Origin of the sequence: Arsenophonus endosymbiont of Aleurodicus dispersus (assembly GCF_900343015.1) — a bacterium.
Lineage (GTDB): Bacteria > Pseudomonadota > Gammaproteobacteria > Enterobacterales > Enterobacteriaceae > Arsenophonus.
Genome location: NZ_LR025108.1, coordinates 246467 through 264827, shown reverse-complemented (window position 1 = coordinate 264827; position 18361 = coordinate 246467). Strand labels below are relative to the sequence as shown.

Sequence of the window (18361 nt, the reverse complement as noted above, 5' to 3'; positions counted from 1 at the left end):
GCGATTATATATAGCAGGTAAATGAGTAGCTTATGACTAAAATGCTGGTGGATTAATTACTATTTTAAGTAGCTAGCTTCTAACCGTACTAGTAGAGAATATTTTCTGCTTAGTTACAAAAATATCTTATATCGTAAGTAAACATCCATTCAATATTTGATAAATTTTTACTTTCAGGTTTTACTTTATGACAAAGTATATTGTTTATTCGTTTGTGGGAAAGTAGCTAAAATAACTACCATGTGACAAGATTAAGTTAATTATTAATTAATATTATAGTATTAGGTGCCATTTATATGGTCAATGATATGTCACATGATATCTATTATCATAATACAGAGGTAAAAAATGGCAGAAAAAATTAAGTTAGATATTGCTAATTTAAGACGTGAATATACTCAAGGGGGGTTAAGACGTAAGGATTTAACCGACCAGCCATTAGTTTTGTTTGATCGTTGGTTAAAACAGGCTTATGAAGCAAAAATAGCAGATCCAACAGCCATGTGTGTTGCAACGGTAGATAACTATGTACAACCGTATCAACGAATTGTATTACTCAAACATTATGATAAAAATGAACTCATATTTTATACTAATTTATCTAGTCGTAAAGCACAACATATTGATCATAATAATAAGGTCAGTTTACTATTTCCCTGGTATCAGTTAGATCGTCAAGTATGCTTTCTAGGTGAAGCAGAAAAACTTTCTTCACTTGAAGTAATAAAATATTTTCATAGTAGACCAAAAGATAGTCAAATAGTAGCCTGGGTTTCAAAGCAATCAACCAAAATTTCAGCTAGAAGTATTTTAGAGCATAAATTTTTACAACAAAAACAAAAATTTAAAAATAGAGAAATTCCTTTACCTAGCTTTTGGGGCGGATATCGCGTCAGATTTCATAGTGTCGAATTTTGGCAAGGTGGTACTAAACGGCTACATGATAGATTCTTGTATCAATGGCAATATGATCATTGGCATATTGATCGCTTAGCGCCATAATAGGAAAAAAATTTTTTTAACTAGCACTTATTTGCCTAGTGTTTTATCTTATTACGGTTATTTATATTATATCTATCCACAAAATTGACGAAATAAAAAATTGATGGAGTTATTGATGTTGAGCAAGAACCTAATTGAACAATTGCAAGAGAGGGGTTTAATAGCCCAGCTGACAAATAAAAGGGGCTTAATAGAGAAACTATCCCAGAAATCAGTGGTGCTCTATTGTGGATTTGATCCAACTGCTGATAGCTTGCACTTAGGACATTTGGTTCCTTTGCTATGTTTAAAGCGTTTCCAGCAGATGGGGCATCAACCGGTAGCTTTAGTTGGTGGGGCGACAGGTTTAATTGGCGATCCAAGTTTCAAAGCCACTGATCGTAAGTTAAATACTTACGAAACGGTGCAACAATGTGTAGAAAAAATTAGTCAACAGCTTTCACAATTTCTTGATTTTGATTGTGGTAAAAATAGCACTAAAGTAGTTAATAATTATGATTGGTTTGAACAAATAAATATCTTGACCTTTTTGCGCGATATTGGTAAATACTTTTCAGTTAATCAAATGATCAAGAAGGAGGCTATTAAACAACGTCTTGAACGTGATGATGTTGGTATCTCTTTTACTGAGTTCTCCTATAATTTGATCCAGGCTTATGATTTTGCCAAACTTTGTCACCAATATAATGTTGAATTACAGATAGGCGGTTCTGATCAATGGGGCAATATTACTTCTGGTATTAATCTCACTCGTAGGTTACATAAAAAACAAGTTTTTGGTTTAACAGTGCCGATAATTACTAAATCTGATGGAACTAAATTTGGTAAGACGGAATCTGGTGCTGTTTGGTTAGATCCGCAAAAAACTAATCCATATAAGTTTTATCAATTTTGGGTTAATACTGCCGATGCAGATGTTTATCGTTTTCTTAAATTTTTTACCTTTATGCCAATTGAAGAAATTAATGCTTTGCAAGAAGAGGATCAAAGAAGTAGTAAAGCCCCGCGAGCGCAGTATGTATTAGCGGAGAAAGTTACCCAGTTAGTACATGGTGATAAAGGCTTACAGGATGCCAAGCAGATCACAGATAGTTTATTCTCTGATAGGATTACTGCATTAACCTCAATAAATTTTGCTCAGTTAGCGCAAGATGGTATGCCAATGATTAAATTAAATTCAGGAGCAGATTTACAGCAGGCATTAGTTGATGCTAAATTTGTGCTTTCGCGCGGCCAGGCAAGGATGATCATAAGATCAAATGCGGTAGCAATTAATGGTCATAAATGTGTCGATCCTGAATATATTTTTACTGCAGAAGATCGTCTATTTGGACGTTATTCTTTAATTAAGCGTGGTAAAAAACATTATTGCTTAGTTAATTGGCAATAGTCAGTATAAGCTTTATATAACACAGCCATTAATTTTAAATATTTAAATTCTTGTTTAGAGTACAACTATTTTTTTATTACAGCAAGTAATATCAAAAATTACATGAGTATAATATTATTAGTCACATGTTATTTGGGGGAATGCAGGTAATAGTAACGCGGTTTTTACCATCTAAAGAATGGTTATAGATCTTTGGTTACTGAATTTTTTGTAATTTTATAATTATACCCAATTATTAACAATAAATAGGTAGTGTTATGTTACCTTAGTATTTAATAGGTATTGTTTAATATTTAGATTTACTCATTAAAACTGTTTTATGTAGTTCTTATGGTTTTTATTTACTCTGCATAGCCAGGAAAATAAATTATTTATATTGTTAAACATATAACAATAAGTAATCCTACTGCTTGGTATTTTGGTGATTAAGTGATGCGATCATGCTGAAAAGCTTGTATTGTTGCTTAATAATTACCTAAATTAGGCTTTACCTGTCTGCTAAGTTACTAATCTATTAGATCTAAAATATTTTTTAAAAATTAATTATTAATGTTGAACAATTGTTATCAGTCAGTAGCTATTTAATTGTGTTAAAAAATCAGAAATGGGAAAATAAGATATTTAATATTACTTAATCTCAGTACATTACTTTAAAAACTAAATTAAACTTGAAGAGTAATAAACAAAGCTTATATCAGATTAAACCTTCATTGTGTTGACTAATTTTTTATTCAATCTACTGTTTTAGATGTTAATATTAGCTAAGGTAAATATTAACTACCGTCGCTCAACAATAGATAGTAAATAGATCTGCAATAAATTTACCCTTAATCAACAAATGTTCGATTCCTTAAGATAAAAGGGTATTAAAAATATTATTTTTCAATACATAACTTTAATTTTTTTAACAGGAAATAATTTATAACCTGTTTTTAATAGTTGAGTCATATAACAAACTGCGATTTAAGGCTAAAATAACCGGCTCTTGGTGCTGGTGCTGCTTTCTTTTGATTTATTTGTGAGACATAATTACTACTTATACAACTAACTTTATTAGCAGATAACATGAAGTAAAACTTACTGTCAATTATGATGTTGATTATAATGAATATTAATAGATCAGCAAATTCATTATTGCGTACTTTATTGTCATAAATTACCCATGAAAATAGCATACTTATTTTCAATAAGTATCAACAACCGGGTAATTTTTTCCAATTAACCTCATTACGTAAATAAACCGGTTTAGCTTCTTCAGCGTCAATTGTTTTACCTTTTTGCCACTCTTTTAAAGCTAAAATCAACATATCTTGTGCGTCAGGTAAATAAATACCACTTTGTAATAAATTTAAATTGGTCATTCCTAATATAGGATAGGCTGACCAACCGGTTCCTGCAATAACCCATTGTCCGCTTAAGCAATTTATTCTAGCTAAAAATTGCTCTGGCTTGAGTACTGCTTCAGTATCTTCACCTAGCCAATTGCCATCTGGTTTAAGTTCATAACAAGCAGAATAAATTGCTCCCATTCTAGCATCTATCGCTACTAATACTTTTTCTGCACCTAATTGGCGATAAGCTCCTTGCCCTATAGTTAACAGAGAAGAAATACCTATCATTGGCAAATCAGCCCCAAAGGCCAATCCCTGAGCAATACTGACAGCAATACGAACGCCTGTAAAACTACCTGGACCACGCCCAAAAGCTAAAACATCCATATGTTGTAAATCCAAATTTGCATCAATAAGACACTGTTCTACCATCGGTAATATTATTTTGGTGTGCTCCCGCGTTGAAACTGCAAATTTAGTAAAAATTTTTCCATCTCGCCAGAGGGCGACAGAACACGCTTCAGTGGCGGTATCAATTGCTAATATATGGGTTGCCATATTTAAAATCCTGGCTATTTTTATGAATAAATAATTGCTAATATTAACATAGTTAGTTGAATAAGATGGCATCATCAAGAAAAAACTTGTATGTTATGGCTACAGTTATTTAACTAGTTAATTACGTTTTTGTTAAAAAGTCAATCGTTGCTTGCAAACTAAGCGTTCTAGGTAAGGCATTAAACTATTCAAAAAATATCCCCATAATGTTCATGAGACTAATGCCGGTCAACACTTTACTTTAAATTAAGAACTGCATCAGGTAATTTTATCTCAGAGAATGTATTTATGACTTTTAAACATCACCCCATTACTTAAAAATAATGATTGCTTGCGTAGGTAAATTATCGTAACAATAGCTCTTTACTAGTTTTTTACTGCATTTAAACAGGTTAATTTAAACAATTAGGATTAATTATCTTGATTATTATTAAATAATGATTATATTTAATACATTTATTTATTAAAATAAAATTATTTATTTTATCAATTATAAAAATATTGATGATAAATTAAGTTTAATACCACTATTGGTATCATATTAAAAATCAATAATTTCTACTTTGCTAGTATTGATATTTTAAATATAGGTGTAGCTATCAGTAATTAAGTCCTCAGATTCATATTCTCACTGAGATAAAAATTAAAATATATAGCTTTGTTATTTTCAATTATGATAGCTACTATTTTTATTTTTAACTATTTTAGCGCTATACATGAGATTTGATTCATATTATAATAAGGCTACAATGAACCACGACTATTGTTGAGTTATAATAATACTATTTATAGTATAACAATTGTAATTAATCAAATAATTATATGAAATTTAAGCTAAAATAAAAATCATGGTAATATACTAAGGTATATTATACTATTAATTTAAAAAACTATTTAAACTTATTCCACGAACGACCATCTTTTGTTATCATCGCATCAGAATCCTCAGGTCCCCATGTTCCTGTCTGATAAAGTTTAGGCGGTTGATTATCTATTGTCCAAGCCTCCATAATAGAATCCACCCATTTCCAAGCTTCTTCTACTTCATCACGACGTACAAAGAGTGCTTGGATACCACGCATAGCTTCTAGTAATAAACGTTCATATGCATCTGCCCAATAAATTGGATTAAATGCTTTAGAAAAAATTAGATCTAATTTTGTTGTTTGTAAATGATGTTTATGCTCAAGACCAGGCTCTTTGGTTAAAATTTCAATATCAATTCCTTCATCAGGTTGTAATCTAATAGTTAATTTATTTTGCGGTAGATCTTTATAAGAATCAGAAAAAATATTTAATGCTGGTTTTTTAAAAAAAACTACTACTTCAGAATATTTTTCCGCTAATCGTTTGCCGGTTCTTAAATAAAATGGCACACCAGCCCAACGCCAATCATCAATATCAACTCTAATTGCTACAAAAGTTTCTGTTTTACTTGATTTATTTGCTCCTTCCTCAGCAAGATATCCAGCCACTTTTTTCCCTTGAATAGAACCTGCTGTATATTGACCTCGGACGGTTTTTTCATGCACATTCCGATAATCAATGCGACGTAATGAACGTAATACTTTAACCTTCTCATCCCGTATACGATCTGCAGTTAAATCTGCAGGTAGTGGCATGGCAATCATAGTAAGAATTTGCAATAAATGATTTTGGACCATGTCACGCATCTGACCAGTTTTGTCAAAATAACTCCAACGTCCTTCGATACCAATCTCTTCAGCAACCGTGATTTGTACATGATCAATTGCTCGATAATCCCAATTATTAATAAATAAGTAGTTAGCAAAACGTAATGCCAATAAATTTAGCACTGTTTCTTTACCTAAATAGTGATCAATACGATAAATTTGGCTCTCTTTAAAATACTTAGCCATTTCATTATTTATATTTTTGGAAGAAGCGAGATCACTTCCTAATGGTTTTTCAATAACAACCCGATTATGTTTTTTATTAAGGCCAGCATAGCCTAAACCATAACAAACAGCACTAAAAGTCGTTGGCGGCATAGCAAAATAATATATAGCAGGTTTGCTATCACCCTCAAGATATTTTGCTAGTGAGTTAAATTTATTTATATCTCGAATATCTAAATTTAAAAAATCAAGACGCTTACTTAATTTTTGCCATACACTAGGCTCTATTTTTTCATTTAAAAAAGTTTCTAATGTTTTTCTAGTTTCCCTTATATAGGCGACAGCATTCCATTCAACCCGACCAATACCTATAATACGCGTATCAGGATGTATATAGCCGGTTTTTTCCAATTTATAAAGGGAAGGCAATAATTTGCGGCGAGCCAAATCTCCTTTTGCGCCGAAAATTATTAAATTACATGGATGAACAACTTTATTAATTGTCATAATATATGATTATCCTTAAATACCAATTTTGTAGTGGTATGATAGCTTTAATAGAAAAAATAAATGTACTTTTGGTACCAGGTAAACAGAACTACGATATTTTATTTTTTTCAAAAAAAAATTAGCAATAAATTTGTTTAGTTATAACTAATTTTTATTTCTTTAGATTTATAATGCACAGTAAATTAGATGATAGTTTTATTTTGAATAAAAATTTAGCAATTGTTTCATTACTGACCAAAAAACTAGGAATAAATCTCAATTTAAGTAACAATATTCAACCGTCAGCAATATTAATAAAATATGTAGCTGTTCAGTATGAACATGTTAGAACTAATAAATAATAGCTTTTAATATATCAGTAAATTAGATAAGAAAGTTGCTTATTCAATACTTGAAAGTTAGCAAAAATAGATTTATCTAAGTATTGCAACTTTAGCTAGGTTAGCTATTTTTTTAGCTAACCTGTTGTAAATTATTTTTTCCTTAGAATGGATAACAAGGGGTTTCATGAACTTAAATTATAATGAGCACAAACCATTATCCATGAAATATCTTATATGAGTATTTAAATTTATCAATATGAAACTGTCAGTTCCTAGTTCCTATATGCCAAAATTGGGTCAATTATATATTGCTATATTAGGGTTTTTAAAAAAATAGCATAACCATTAATAGCTTTATTGATCTATTAACCAAAGTAAAGCAGCAGTTATCCATTATATTTTGAGTAATTTTTTTTAAATATCCCAGTGGTCTATTTGGATGATGTCATGTTGCAACTCATATATTGTATTAACTTTCAAAGTGGTTATGTTGTAGTTTTAATTTCTTATACTGGCCGCCCGAAAAACTTGGTTGAACAAGCTAAACTTATGATGCAATTATAATTGCTATTACCATCTTTAATTGCCCTCTAGCACAAATTGTATATTTATCTCCTGTGATTGATATATATGAATATACTCATATTTATCTATCGATGGTATAGATCATAATTGACATTAATGGATATTCTAATAACTAGATTGATAACTTAAAGCGCTTAAAAGGTATATTACATAATGCATATCTTGATAAAATCTAGTGATATCTGCATTTAGTAAACATATTTAAATTAGCAAATTGTAGATTTATTAATTTTAACAATAAGTCAACGGAGTCATAAATGTCGATACTACTCAGAAGAACTAAAATTGTTACGACTCTAGGTCCAGCAACTGATCGTGATCATAACTTGGAAAAAATGATAAAAGCAGGCGTAAACGTTGTTCGTCTAAACTTTTCTCATGGATCAGTAGAAGATCACTTACAACGTGCGCAAAAAGTACATGAACTTGCGAAATCTTTATCAAAAAATATAGCTATTCTTGGCGATCTACAAGGCCCTAAAATTCGCATTTCAACATTTAAAGAAGGAAAAATTTTTCTTCATATAGGAGATAAATTTATCTTAGATACTAATTTAGCTAAAGGTGAAGGGAATCAAGAAAAAGTTGGCATTGACTATCAAGGGTTACCCAATGATGTGGCATTAGGTGATATTTTGTTACTTGATGATGGACGTGTTCAATTAAAGGTTCTTACGGTAAAGGCTCATCAAATTTTAACTGAAGTGACTATTGGTGGACCACTATCAAATAATAAAGGGATAAATAAACTAGGTGGTGGGCTATCAGCAGAAGTTCTAACAAAAAAAGACAAAGCTGATATCGTGATAGCAGCGCAGATTAATGTAGATTATTTAGCGGTTTCTTTCCCCCGATCAGCAGAAGATCTAAATTATGCACGTCAACTAGCTCGTGAAGCTGGTTGTGATTGTCAAATTGTCGCTAAAGTAGAGCGAGCTGAAGCGGTTGCCAATGACAAAGTTATTGACGAAATTATTTTAGCCTCAGATGTGATAATGGTTGCTAGAGGTGATCTTGGTGTTGAGATTGGCGATCCAGAACTAGTCGGTGTACAAAAGAAACTGATATGTCGGGCACGCCAATTAAACCGTATATCCATTACGGCTACTCAAATGATGGAATCTATGATCATTAATCCAATACCAACTCGTGCTGAAGTGATGGACGTTGCTAATGCAGTGCTGGATGGCACTGACGCCGTTATGTTATCTGCCGAGACAGCAGTAGGCAAATATCCTGCTGAAACTGTTGAAGCAATGGCTAAGGTTTGTCTTGGAGCAGAAAAAATGGCTAGTATTAATATTACTAAACATCATCTCGATGAGACATTTTATAGCGTTGAAGAAGCGATCGCTATGTCAGCTATGTATGCTGCTAATAATTTAAAAGGAGTAAAAGCTATTATTGCCATGACAGAATCAGGCCGTACTGCGTGTATGATGTCTCGGATCAGCTCATGGTTACCAATATTTTCTATCTCTTGTCATGAAAAAACATTGAATCAGTGTGCTCTTTACCGTGGCGTAACCCCTATTTATTGTAATAAGGAGACTAACACGATTAATGCCGTTAAAAACGCAATTCAATGCCTAAGTAAAAAAAATTATATTGAGTCGGCTGATTTAGTCTTGGTTACCCAAGGCGATCAGATGGGTAAGATTGGTAGTACTAATACTTGCCGAATATTAAAAGTAAAATAATTTTATACTGTTAATATATTTAACCACGTTATATTGGTTTAAATTATAAAAAATATCACTAAAAATTTTTTATTTAATATTTTATGATTAAGTCACGATGGTGTTACAATTAATTTTTAAAAAATTAAATTTATTAATGCATATTGTAGCATTATTGAATATATTAATTATATATTTAATAAACATTACAACTAAACATTTAATTAACTACCAATATACAGTTATTGTATGATATAATTAAATTCATTATAAGATTAAAAACTAATAACAGATGTATTGTATTACAATATTTGATAATATCATTAGGTAGTGTTTTTATCATTGTATTAATTTTATACAAAAATTTAATACGTTACTTATTTAAAAGTATTTAACGTAATAATTATATATTTTATATAGATTTAATTATAATTAAATTATAATTACTTTATTATCAATATGAATATATAATACTTAAACTTATATAAATTTATTTAGATATCAAAGTATATCATATAATCTATGTTCAAGCAAGTAATGGTCAGAAACATAAATTATTGATGATAATTATTTCTAACAGCCAATATACTAAACATAAAAGTTATACCTGCTAAAATTATTATGGTCAATCCTATCCTCATGGCATTATCTGTTTTTTATCTAGTTATAAAACTAATATTTTATATTAATATAACTATTATTACACATATTAAAAGTAATATACTTACCATCGGTAAAGGTATATCAAAGGAACTTCCTGATCAAAAAAGCAATTAGATTAACGAAATTTAAAATTAGTTTTAAAGCTCCTTACAATCTACTGATCTAGATAAAAAATATATATAATGAAACTATAAATAAGTAACCGGTTACCAACTTTAATATCAAGCTATTGTGTAAAATCTACCATTAGTTCACCAATATAGATATTTCAGTTGTTTTATAATTATAAAACAACTGAAATAACGAAACAATCTCCGCCTGACATACCTTTATTCACCTTCCTACTGATTGAATAAACCACAATTACTTATTACCAACCCAAGGTGTTGATATTAATGCACCGAATAAAATTATGCTATTTTTATAATCTAAAATTATCTTCATCTTGTGATGGTAAAAGCTATAAAGTACTATGTGTTAATAAACCAATATGCTACTTGTCGACTATAATCATCATCATTAATGTGATTTAAATAATCATATTAATGAATGATAAACATACAGTGAACTATCATGATTTAACTACGGCTATCTGGTTGGTTAGCAGGTATGTTGTTACCCATTGCCGCATCACCAAAATGTTAATCTGTTTTATGCAATTATTCCTATCATGCCAAATTATCTTAATTTTATGATCCTGGCTACCTAACACTAAGCTAAGGTTATAATCTCTATTAGTTTTTTATTTTTATAAAGTTTATTTGTTAAAATAATAAACAAATTTATCAACATGTTAAACTAATCTTAACAAGATCATTATCAATATAAATGAATTATAATTTGTGATAAGTTTTATTTAGCTAACCAGATTATAACCGGTCACTAACACCAATAACCCAAGTAAGAAATTGGATATTTTAAAATAATAGCATTCAATAGAAGAATATTTAATTTAATAATCTTTGCAAGATACGTAATAAATCTATATATAAAATTAACCATTTTTATAAAATTTATATATACTAAAAAATTAAAAATTAAGCTAAATATTTAGTGATATAAATTATCAGCTAGCTCAACTAGGATCATAATAATTTTTATTAATTCTAAAATGTCGGTAGGCGTGATCAGTAGCTATACGACCACGGGTAGTACGCTGAATAAATCCTTGTTGAATAAGAAAAGGTTCAATAACATCCTCTATGGTTTCTCTTTCTTCACCAATGGCAGCAGCCACATTGTCTAATCCTACCGGTCCACCCATAAATTTATCAATAATAGCTATTAATAACTTACGATCAAGATAGTCAAATCCAGCTGAATCAATATTCAGCATATCTAACGCCTGTGAAGCTATGTTGCCATCTATCATCCCATCGCCTTTTACTTGGGAAAAATCTCTTACTCGCCGCAACAAACGATTAGTTATCCGCGGCGTTCCCCGTGAGCGCATCGCAATTTGTCTAGCACCGGCATCAGAAATTTTTAACCCCATAAATTTGGCACTACGTAATACAATAGTTTGTAAATAATTGACATTATAAAATTCAAGACGCTGAACAATACCAAAACGATCTCTAAGCGGGGATGTAAGTGAGCCGGCTCTGGTTGTTGCACCAACTAGAGTAAAATAAGGTAAATCAATTTTAATTGAACGCGCGGCTGGCCCTTCTCCAATCATGATATCTAATTGGTAATCTTCCATTGCAGGATAAAGGATCTCTTCTACAACCGATGATAACCGGTGTATTTCATCAATAAATAGTACATCATGTGGCTCTAAATTAGTTAGCATTGCTGCTAAGTCCCCAGCCTTTTCTAAAACTGGGCCAGAGGTGGCGTGTAAATTTGCTCCTAATTCATTCGCTACAATGCCTGCTAATGTAGTTTTACCAAGTCCAGGTGGGCCAAAAATTAGCAAGTGATCAAGTGCTTCCGCACGTAATTTAGCTGCTTGGATAAAGATTGCCATCTGTTGGCAAACTTGAGGTTGCCCGACATATTCAGTCAGTAGTTTTGGTCTAATATCGCGTTCAATCACTTCTTCATCCGGTAAATTTTCACTAGAAACTAAACGATCAGCATCAATCATATATTGGTTCCTTATTTATTATTTATAATTATAATGCCGCCCGCAATGCTTCGCGGATCAATGCTTCACAGTTAGTAGCCTTAGCAACTTTGCCAATCATACTGCTTGCATCTTGCCGGTTATAGCCTAAAGAAATTAATGCAGAAACAGCTTCTGCTTTAATATCATGACTATTTTGTTTTGCAGCTCCATGTAAATCTATCGTACTATTATTAAATAGATCGCCATTAAGTTTTTTAAAACGGTCTTTCATTTCAACTACTAGTCGTTCTGCGGTTTTTTTACCAATACCAGGTAATTTTACCAATTTAGCAATAGCTTCTTGTTCTATCGCAGAAACAAATTGATAAGCCGACATACCGGATAAAATTGCCAGCGCTAATTTAGGACCTACCCCATTTACCTTAATTAATTCACGAAATAATGTTCTTTCTTGATTATCATTGAAGCCATATAGCAGCTGCACATCTTCACGTACGATAAATTCAGTCAACAGGATCACTTCCTGACCAATTTCTGGTAATTTATAAAAACAGGTTATTGGCATATGAACTTCATAACCTACACCATTTAGTTCTAGTAAAACAATAGGTGGTTGTTTTTCTAAAATAGTACCTCGTAAGCGACTAATCACATCTATTTCCTTTTTTAGGTTTTCTGTTAATGCTTATATTATTAAAATTACTTAATTTATATTAAGTTATTAACGCAAGCGCTTTTTAGCCAATGATAGTCCTGGCTTACCCATTCGAACTAAATTTTGATTAAAATGAAAATGCGTGATCGCAATAGCTAAAGCATCAGCTGCATCAGCTTGAAGATGCGATAACAGTTTTAATACTGAGCATACCATATGCTGAACTTGTTCTTTTTCTGCAGCTCCAGTGCCCACAACAGATTGTTTTACTTGGCGCGCAGCATATTCAAAAACCGGCAATTGATTATTAACTGCAGCTAAAATCGCAACTCCTCTTGCTTGACCTAATTTTAGAGCAGAATCGGCATTTTTTGCCATAAAGACCTGCTCGACAGCAAAACTATCGGGTCGATACTGGGTAATGATTTCAATGATACCTGCATAAATACGTTGTAAGCGTGTTGGCATATCGTTTGCTTGAGTACGTATACAACCACTACCTAAATATATCAACTGTTGACCTTGTTGACGAATAACACCATAACCGGTAATACGAGAACTAGGATCAATCCCAAGAATAATTGCCATATTATTAACTCACTTAGTAGATTGTTAACCATGCAAAAAACCATATTGATACGCAGTATGCTATCTCTTAATATAATTAAGAAGTTAATTTCATTTAAAATTTCTTCATTATGACACATTTTTTGTACATTACTTAAATTACTATCGCATTGATTAAAATCATGGAACTGTATGATTATCACTTAAGCATTCAATGTTGTCATTGTTATCAACTATCAATTCCATGATCCATTGATCAATTTAACGTCTCTAATTTTCAATGACCGCACGCAATCGTGGATTTAATATCGCTCAGCTGCACCTAGCTGCGGTTCCAATTTCACGAATAATTTTATTAAAATTTTACTTCGTTTTGCGTTGCTTTATGGTATTTGATATTATTTGCTATAATTAGTTAAAAATTTTTTCTAAAATACATCAATCAAGTTTTTTTAGAACAAATCCTTCAATCACCTCACCTAAGAGGTTCTCTATTGACATTGTCAATGCAACTGCCTGAACAGCAGGTAACTAAGGTTTGATAAATGCCTATCTCTTATTTAACTTCAGTTAATTTCGTATATTTGGGTGTTTTGTTATCCTAAATACAACTCATTGCTCAAATCGGGATAATCATGGAGCTGTAGCATCAGTACTTGGCTCCTTAATTGTACATAAACTATAACTTATACTGATTCTGGCTATTTATATTGAAAATTATTTATTTAGTTTTTGGAGCAACAGTTATCTCTAATTCAGCTAATGCGACCTGATTAGGCATACTCGGTGCATCTGTCATTAAACAAGCGGCGGCAGTGGTTTTTGGAAACGCAATTACATCGCGAATATTTTCTGTTCCTGTTAATAACATAACCAGTCTATCTAAACCAAATGCTAAACCAGCATGTGGAGGCGTTCCATATTGTAACGCCTCAAGTAAGAAACCAAATTTATCTTGCTGATCTGATTTGCTGATATTAAGAATGTTAAACACAGCTTGTTGCATCTGGTTATAGTGAATACGTACTGAGCCACTACCAATTTCATAACCATTAATGACCATATCATAGGCATTAGCAACTGCTGCTAAAGGATTTGCTTGCAATTGTTCTGGGGTAAAATTTTTCGGTGCAGTAAAAGGATGATGTATAGCATCAAGATCACCATTTTCATCTTCTTTAAACATTGGGAAATCAATAATCCATAACGGTTTCCAGCTATTATTTTGTGTGATTGCTAAATCACGTCCTATCTGCAACCGTAACGCGCCCATAGCATTATTTACTATATTTTGTTTACCGGCACCAAATAATAAAATATCACCAGCTTTAGCTTTGGTACGTACTAATAAATTATCAATTACTGATCTTGGTAAAAATTTAGCTCTCTGGTTTTTAATATCTGCCTTATCTTCACCTAGTGAATTAACTTTCATCCAGGCTAATCCTTTAGCACCATAAATAGTAAAAATATTAGCATAATCATTAAGTTTTTTACGTGTTAATGTAGCTCCATCTGGAACACAAAGTGCAGCCACCCGCCCTTTTGGATCATTAGCAGCTTCAGAAAATAGTTTAAATTCAACTGCATTAACCAAATCAGCAATATCAACTAATTCTAATGGATTCCGTAAGTCTGGTTTATCTGAACCATAACGTTGAATGGCATCAGCAAAAGTTATTACTGGAAAATCTCCTAATTCAATACCTTTGTTTTCCTGCCACAATTGATGTATTAAACGTTCCATCATTTCACGAATTTGCTTGGCAGTCATAAAAGAGGTTTCTACGTCGATCTGAGTAAATTCAGGTTGGCGATCAGAACGTAGATCTTCATCACGAAAACATTTTACTATCTGATAGTAACGATCAAAGCCAGACATCATCAATAATTGTTTAAACAGTTGTGGTGATTGCGGTAGGGCGTAAAACTCGCCTTTATGAACACGGCTTGGAACAAGATAATCACGCGCACCCTCTGGTGTTGCTTTGGTGAGAATAGGCGTTTCAATATCAACAAAACCTTCAGCATCCATAAAACGACGGACAAAACTGGTAATTTTTGCGCGCTCTCTTAAGCGCGTCGCCATTTCAGGACGCCGTAAATCAAGGTAACGATATTTTAATCTAATTTCCTCAGAATTTTGTTGATTGCTATCTATCGGTAACGGTTTAGAGCGATTAAGAATTGTCAATTCTTGTGTAAGAATTTCAATATCCCCGGTTGTAGTTTCTTTATTGACTTGTTCACGTTCTCGCACAATACCTGTTATCTGGATACAAAATTCGTTGCGTAACTGTGATGCTTGGGTAAAAAGTTCGGCATTATTTTCTTGCACAAAAACAATTTGAATTGAACCTTCATGATCTCTCATATCGATAAAAATTAATTTACCTAAATTTCGCTGGCGATTGACCCAGCCACAGAGAGTTACTTTTTGTTCTATGTGAGCAACATTTAATTGTCCACAATAATTTGTCCGCATACTATATCCTTTTATTGATATTAATTTTAATATAATCAAAAAATGTTGCTATTTTACCTAAATTTATATTGAAAATAAGTACACTTTATCATATTGGCTTGATAACTTTTCTCATGATATCTCTAAATTAGATTTAGTACTTTAATATTTCTTTAGTTATATTTTAAAGTTATTTAGAACTGATGATCAAGTTACGGTGACGGTGGTTTTTGTGAGTGACAAACAACAATATGTGTGAATAGTAATGCGATTTAGTATATTCCTCTATATATCTAGGAAATAATTATTAATGATGTGTTAATTGTACATTTGTTTGGGATATTTATCTTTTAAGAAGATGATAAAAAGAAATCCTATCTGATATTATTTTTTTACAATAGAGTTATAGATCAAATAGTGGATAGTAGAATAGTTAATTATGATATAAAGTTAGCAATTTTTATAACAACCATTATAGCTGTATCTTACGAAGTTGCACACAACAGCTATCTTAATTATTAAGGTAATAAGGTGAATATTCTGGCTCTTCTTTCAGAAAAAATTATTAATGCATTAGTTGCCGCAGGTGCTCCTAAATGTAGTGAAGCACATATCCGCTCTTCAATAAAATCTAAATTCGGTGATTATCAAGCCAACGGTATCATGTCTGCTGCTAAAAAAATAGGTATTCCTCCACTTCAGTTAGCTGAAAAAATGCTGCCACTATTAAACCTGGAAAATATTGCCAGTAAAGTTGAAATATCTGGACCTGGTTTTATTAATATTTTTCTTGATAAGCAATGGATAGCTAAACAGATTGAATTTAACTTTCAAAATAAAAAATTAGCAATTAGCGATGTTACACCACAAACCATCATTATTGATTATTCAGCTCCCAATGTAGCAAAGCAGATGCATGTTGGTCATTTACGTTCTACTATCATTGGCGATGCTGTTGCTCGTACATTAAATTTTTTAGGTCATAAAGTAATACGTGCTAATCATATCGGCGACTGGGGCACCCAGTTTGGTATGCTAATTGCGTATTTGGAAAAAGTTAAATATAAAAATACTAACGATATAACTTTAGCTGATCTAGAAGCTTTCTATCGTAAAGCTCAAAAAAATTATGATGAAGATGAAAAATTTGCTGAAGTTGCGCGTAATTATGTTGTAAAACTACAATCAGGTGATGAATTTTGTCGTAAAATGTGGCGTAAATTGGTTGATATTACCATGGCGCAAAATCAACGAATCTATCATCGTTTGAATGTTACTCTGACGGAGGACGATGTGATGGGTGAAAGCTTATATAATGATATGCTGCCTAATATTGTTGCTGATTTAACCGCTAAAGGTTTAGCAGTTGAAAGTGACGGCGCAATTGTTGTCTATCTTGATGAATTTAAGAATAAAGATGGTGATATCATGGGGGTTATCATCCAGAAAAAGGATGGTGGCTATCTTTATACTACAACAGATATTGCCTGCGCAAAATATCGTCATGAAATATTACACGCTGATCGGGTATTATATTATATAGATTCACGACAACATAAACATCTTATGCACGCTTGGGCTATTGTACGCAAAGCAGGTTATATTCCCGCTACAATGTCATTAGAGCATCACATGTTAGGTATGATGCTAGGTAAAGATGGTAAACCTTTTAGAACTAGATCCGGCGAAACGATCCAACTTGATGACTTACTTGATGAAGCTATTGAGCGGGCAGGTGCTCTTATACGGCAAAAAAATCCAGATATGCCAGAAAAGGAGTTACAATCGATTAGTAAAGTAGTTGGTATTGGTGCTATTAAATATGCTGATCTATCTAAAAATCGTACGACTGATTATATTTTTGACTGGGACAGTATGTTAACCTTTGATGGTAATACCGCACCTTATATGCAATATGCCTATGCCAGAGTTGCTTCTATTTTAAAACGGGCTAATATTAATCCCACTGCACTAAGCGAGTTGGTTATTTTAGAAAATGAGTATGAACAATCCTTGGCGATACGTTTATTACAATTTGAAGAGACAATACTAACTGTTGCTAACGAAGGGTTACCATATATTATGTGTGCTTATTTATATGATCTAGCTAAATTATTTTCTAGTTTTTATGAACATTGCCCAATTTTAGTCACAAAAAATATCGCTTCAAAAGAAAGTCGGTTAAAACTGGCATTACTGACGCAAAAAACCTTAAAAATTGGGTTAGATATATTAGGTATTGAAACAGTAGAAAGGATGTAGTAAGCAACCACCAGATTAGATATTCGTTAAAAATTTAACTATACTCAATCCATTGGTTTATTAACCACATCTAATTTAGTCCCTTAGTCGAGAACAACTATTTTAGTCAAGGATATAAATTATCTTCTTTGCAATTAGCATCAAAATATAAATAAGTATATTTACAAATATTAGCTCCCCAAAAGGTTGATAGTTTACTTGTCATGTTGTACCTTCTCCAATGGGATGAAGATGGATACTGCATGTTGATAACGCATGACACATAGTCTAGGAAAAATGAAAATTCACTGTTTTGGTAGTTGGCATATACATGGTAACTTTGATTAAAATCCGGTTTAACTCGGTTATTAACCTGTTTTACAGCCATCTAATACAACTGAATAACCATAAATTGCGTGTATGCTTAAACTTATGACTATTATGAATGCTATGTTAAAAA

The 18361-nt window shown here is 31.8% G+C and carries 10 protein-coding genes; 4 read left to right on the top strand and 6 right to left on the bottom strand.

Features of this window, described 5'->3' with window-relative positions; genetic code table 11:
- Positions 1 to 348: 348 nt before the first annotated feature.
- Together pdxH and tyrS are read left to right on the top strand one after the other, a co-directional pair.
- The gene (gene pdxH / locus WBAF_RS00895) at positions 349 to 1002 is read left to right on the top strand and encodes a pyridoxamine 5'-phosphate oxidase (protein WP_121463215.1); all 654 of its coding nucleotides are present in this window, start codon (positions 349 to 351) and stop codon (positions 1000 to 1002) included.
- Between the two features lie 115 nt (positions 1003 to 1117).
- Positions 1118 to 2392 carry a tyrosine--tRNA ligase gene (tyrS, locus tag WBAF_RS00890; protein WP_121463214.1) on the top strand — a complete coding sequence of 425 codons (1275 nt, stop codon included), beginning with the start codon at positions 1118 to 1120 and terminating at the stop codon, positions 2390 to 2392.
- A gap of 1193 nt (positions 2393 to 3585) precedes the next feature.
- Here tyrS and tsaB read toward each other — a convergent pair.
- A complete protein-coding gene (gene tsaB, locus WBAF_RS00885) occupies positions 3586 to 4281 on the bottom strand; it encodes a tRNA (adenosine(37)-N6)-threonylcarbamoyltransferase complex dimerization subunit type 1 TsaB (RefSeq protein ID WP_121463212.1) in 696 nt (231 codons plus the stop codon).
- 890 nt (positions 4282 to 5171) lie between these two features.
- Positions 5172 to 6647 (bottom strand): glucose-6-phosphate dehydrogenase, encoded by a 1476-nt coding sequence (gene zwf / locus WBAF_RS00880; RefSeq protein WP_121463211.1) that lies wholly within the window; start codon positions 6645 to 6647, stop codon positions 5172 to 5174.
- 1168 nt (positions 6648 to 7815) lie between these two features.
- Here zwf and pyk point away from each other — a divergent pair.
- Positions 7816 to 9258: a pyruvate kinase gene (pyk, locus tag WBAF_RS00875; RefSeq protein WP_121463210.1), complete on the top strand. Its 1443-nt coding sequence runs from the start codon at positions 7816 to 7818 to the stop codon at positions 9256 to 9258.
- Positions 9259 to 10975: 1717 nt separating this feature from the next.
- Here the strand turns inward: pyk and ruvB are convergent.
- From ruvB to aspS, 4 genes are all read right to left on the bottom strand, one after another.
- The gene (gene ruvB / locus WBAF_RS00870) at positions 10976 to 11992 is read right to left on the bottom strand and encodes a Holliday junction branch migration DNA helicase RuvB (protein ID WP_121463209.1); all 1017 of its coding nucleotides are present in this window, start codon (positions 11990 to 11992) and stop codon (positions 10976 to 10978) included.
- Between the two features lie 28 nt (positions 11993 to 12020).
- Positions 12021 to 12626, bottom strand: a complete 606-nt coding sequence (gene ruvA, locus WBAF_RS00865) for a Holliday junction branch migration protein RuvA (protein WP_121463208.1) — start codon at positions 12624 to 12626, stop codon at positions 12021 to 12023.
- Between the two features lie 69 nt (positions 12627 to 12695).
- The gene (ruvC, locus tag WBAF_RS00860; protein WP_121463207.1) at positions 12696 to 13217 is read right to left on the bottom strand and encodes a crossover junction endodeoxyribonuclease RuvC; all 522 of its coding nucleotides are present in this window, start codon (positions 13215 to 13217) and stop codon (positions 12696 to 12698) included.
- Between the two features lie 700 nt (positions 13218 to 13917).
- Complete coding sequence (gene aspS, locus WBAF_RS00855) at positions 13918 to 15681, bottom strand: aspartate--tRNA ligase (RefSeq protein WP_121463206.1); 1764 nt, start codon at positions 15679 to 15681, stop codon at positions 13918 to 13920.
- A 510-nt stretch (positions 15682 to 16191) separates the two neighbouring features.
- Between aspS and argS the strand changes: the two genes are divergently transcribed.
- Complete coding sequence (gene argS, locus WBAF_RS00850) at positions 16192 to 17922, top strand: arginine--tRNA ligase (RefSeq protein WP_121463205.1); 1731 nt, start codon at positions 16192 to 16194, stop codon at positions 17920 to 17922.
- Positions 17923 to 18361 lie beyond the last annotated feature (439 nt).

Excerpts from the sequence above, each read along its gene's own strand:
- pdxH (WP_121463215.1), top strand. The coding sequence starts at position 349 with ATGGCAGAAAAAATTAAGTTAGATATTGCTAATTTAAGACGTGAATAT.
- tyrS (WP_121463214.1), top strand. The coding sequence starts at position 1,118 with ATGTTGAGCAAGAACCTAATTGAACAATTGCAAGAGAGGGGTTTAATA.
- tsaB (WP_121463212.1), bottom strand. The coding sequence starts at position 4,281 with ATGGCAACCCATATATTAGCAATTGATACCGCCACTGAAGCGTGTTCT.
- zwf (WP_121463211.1), bottom strand. The coding sequence starts at position 6,647 with ATGACAATTAATAAAGTTGTTCATCCATGTAATTTAATAATTTTCGGC.
- pyk (WP_121463210.1), top strand. The coding sequence starts at position 7,816 with ATGTCGATACTACTCAGAAGAACTAAAATTGTTACGACTCTAGGTCCA.
- ruvB (WP_121463209.1), bottom strand. The coding sequence starts at position 11,992 with ATGATTGATGCTGATCGTTTAGTTTCTAGTGAAAATTTACCGGATGAA.
- ruvC (WP_121463207.1), bottom strand. The coding sequence starts at position 13,217 with ATGGCAATTATTCTTGGGATTGATCCTAGTTCTCGTATTACCGGTTAT.
- aspS (WP_121463206.1), bottom strand. The coding sequence starts at position 15,681 with ATGCGGACAAATTATTGTGGACAATTAAATGTTGCTCACATAGAACAA.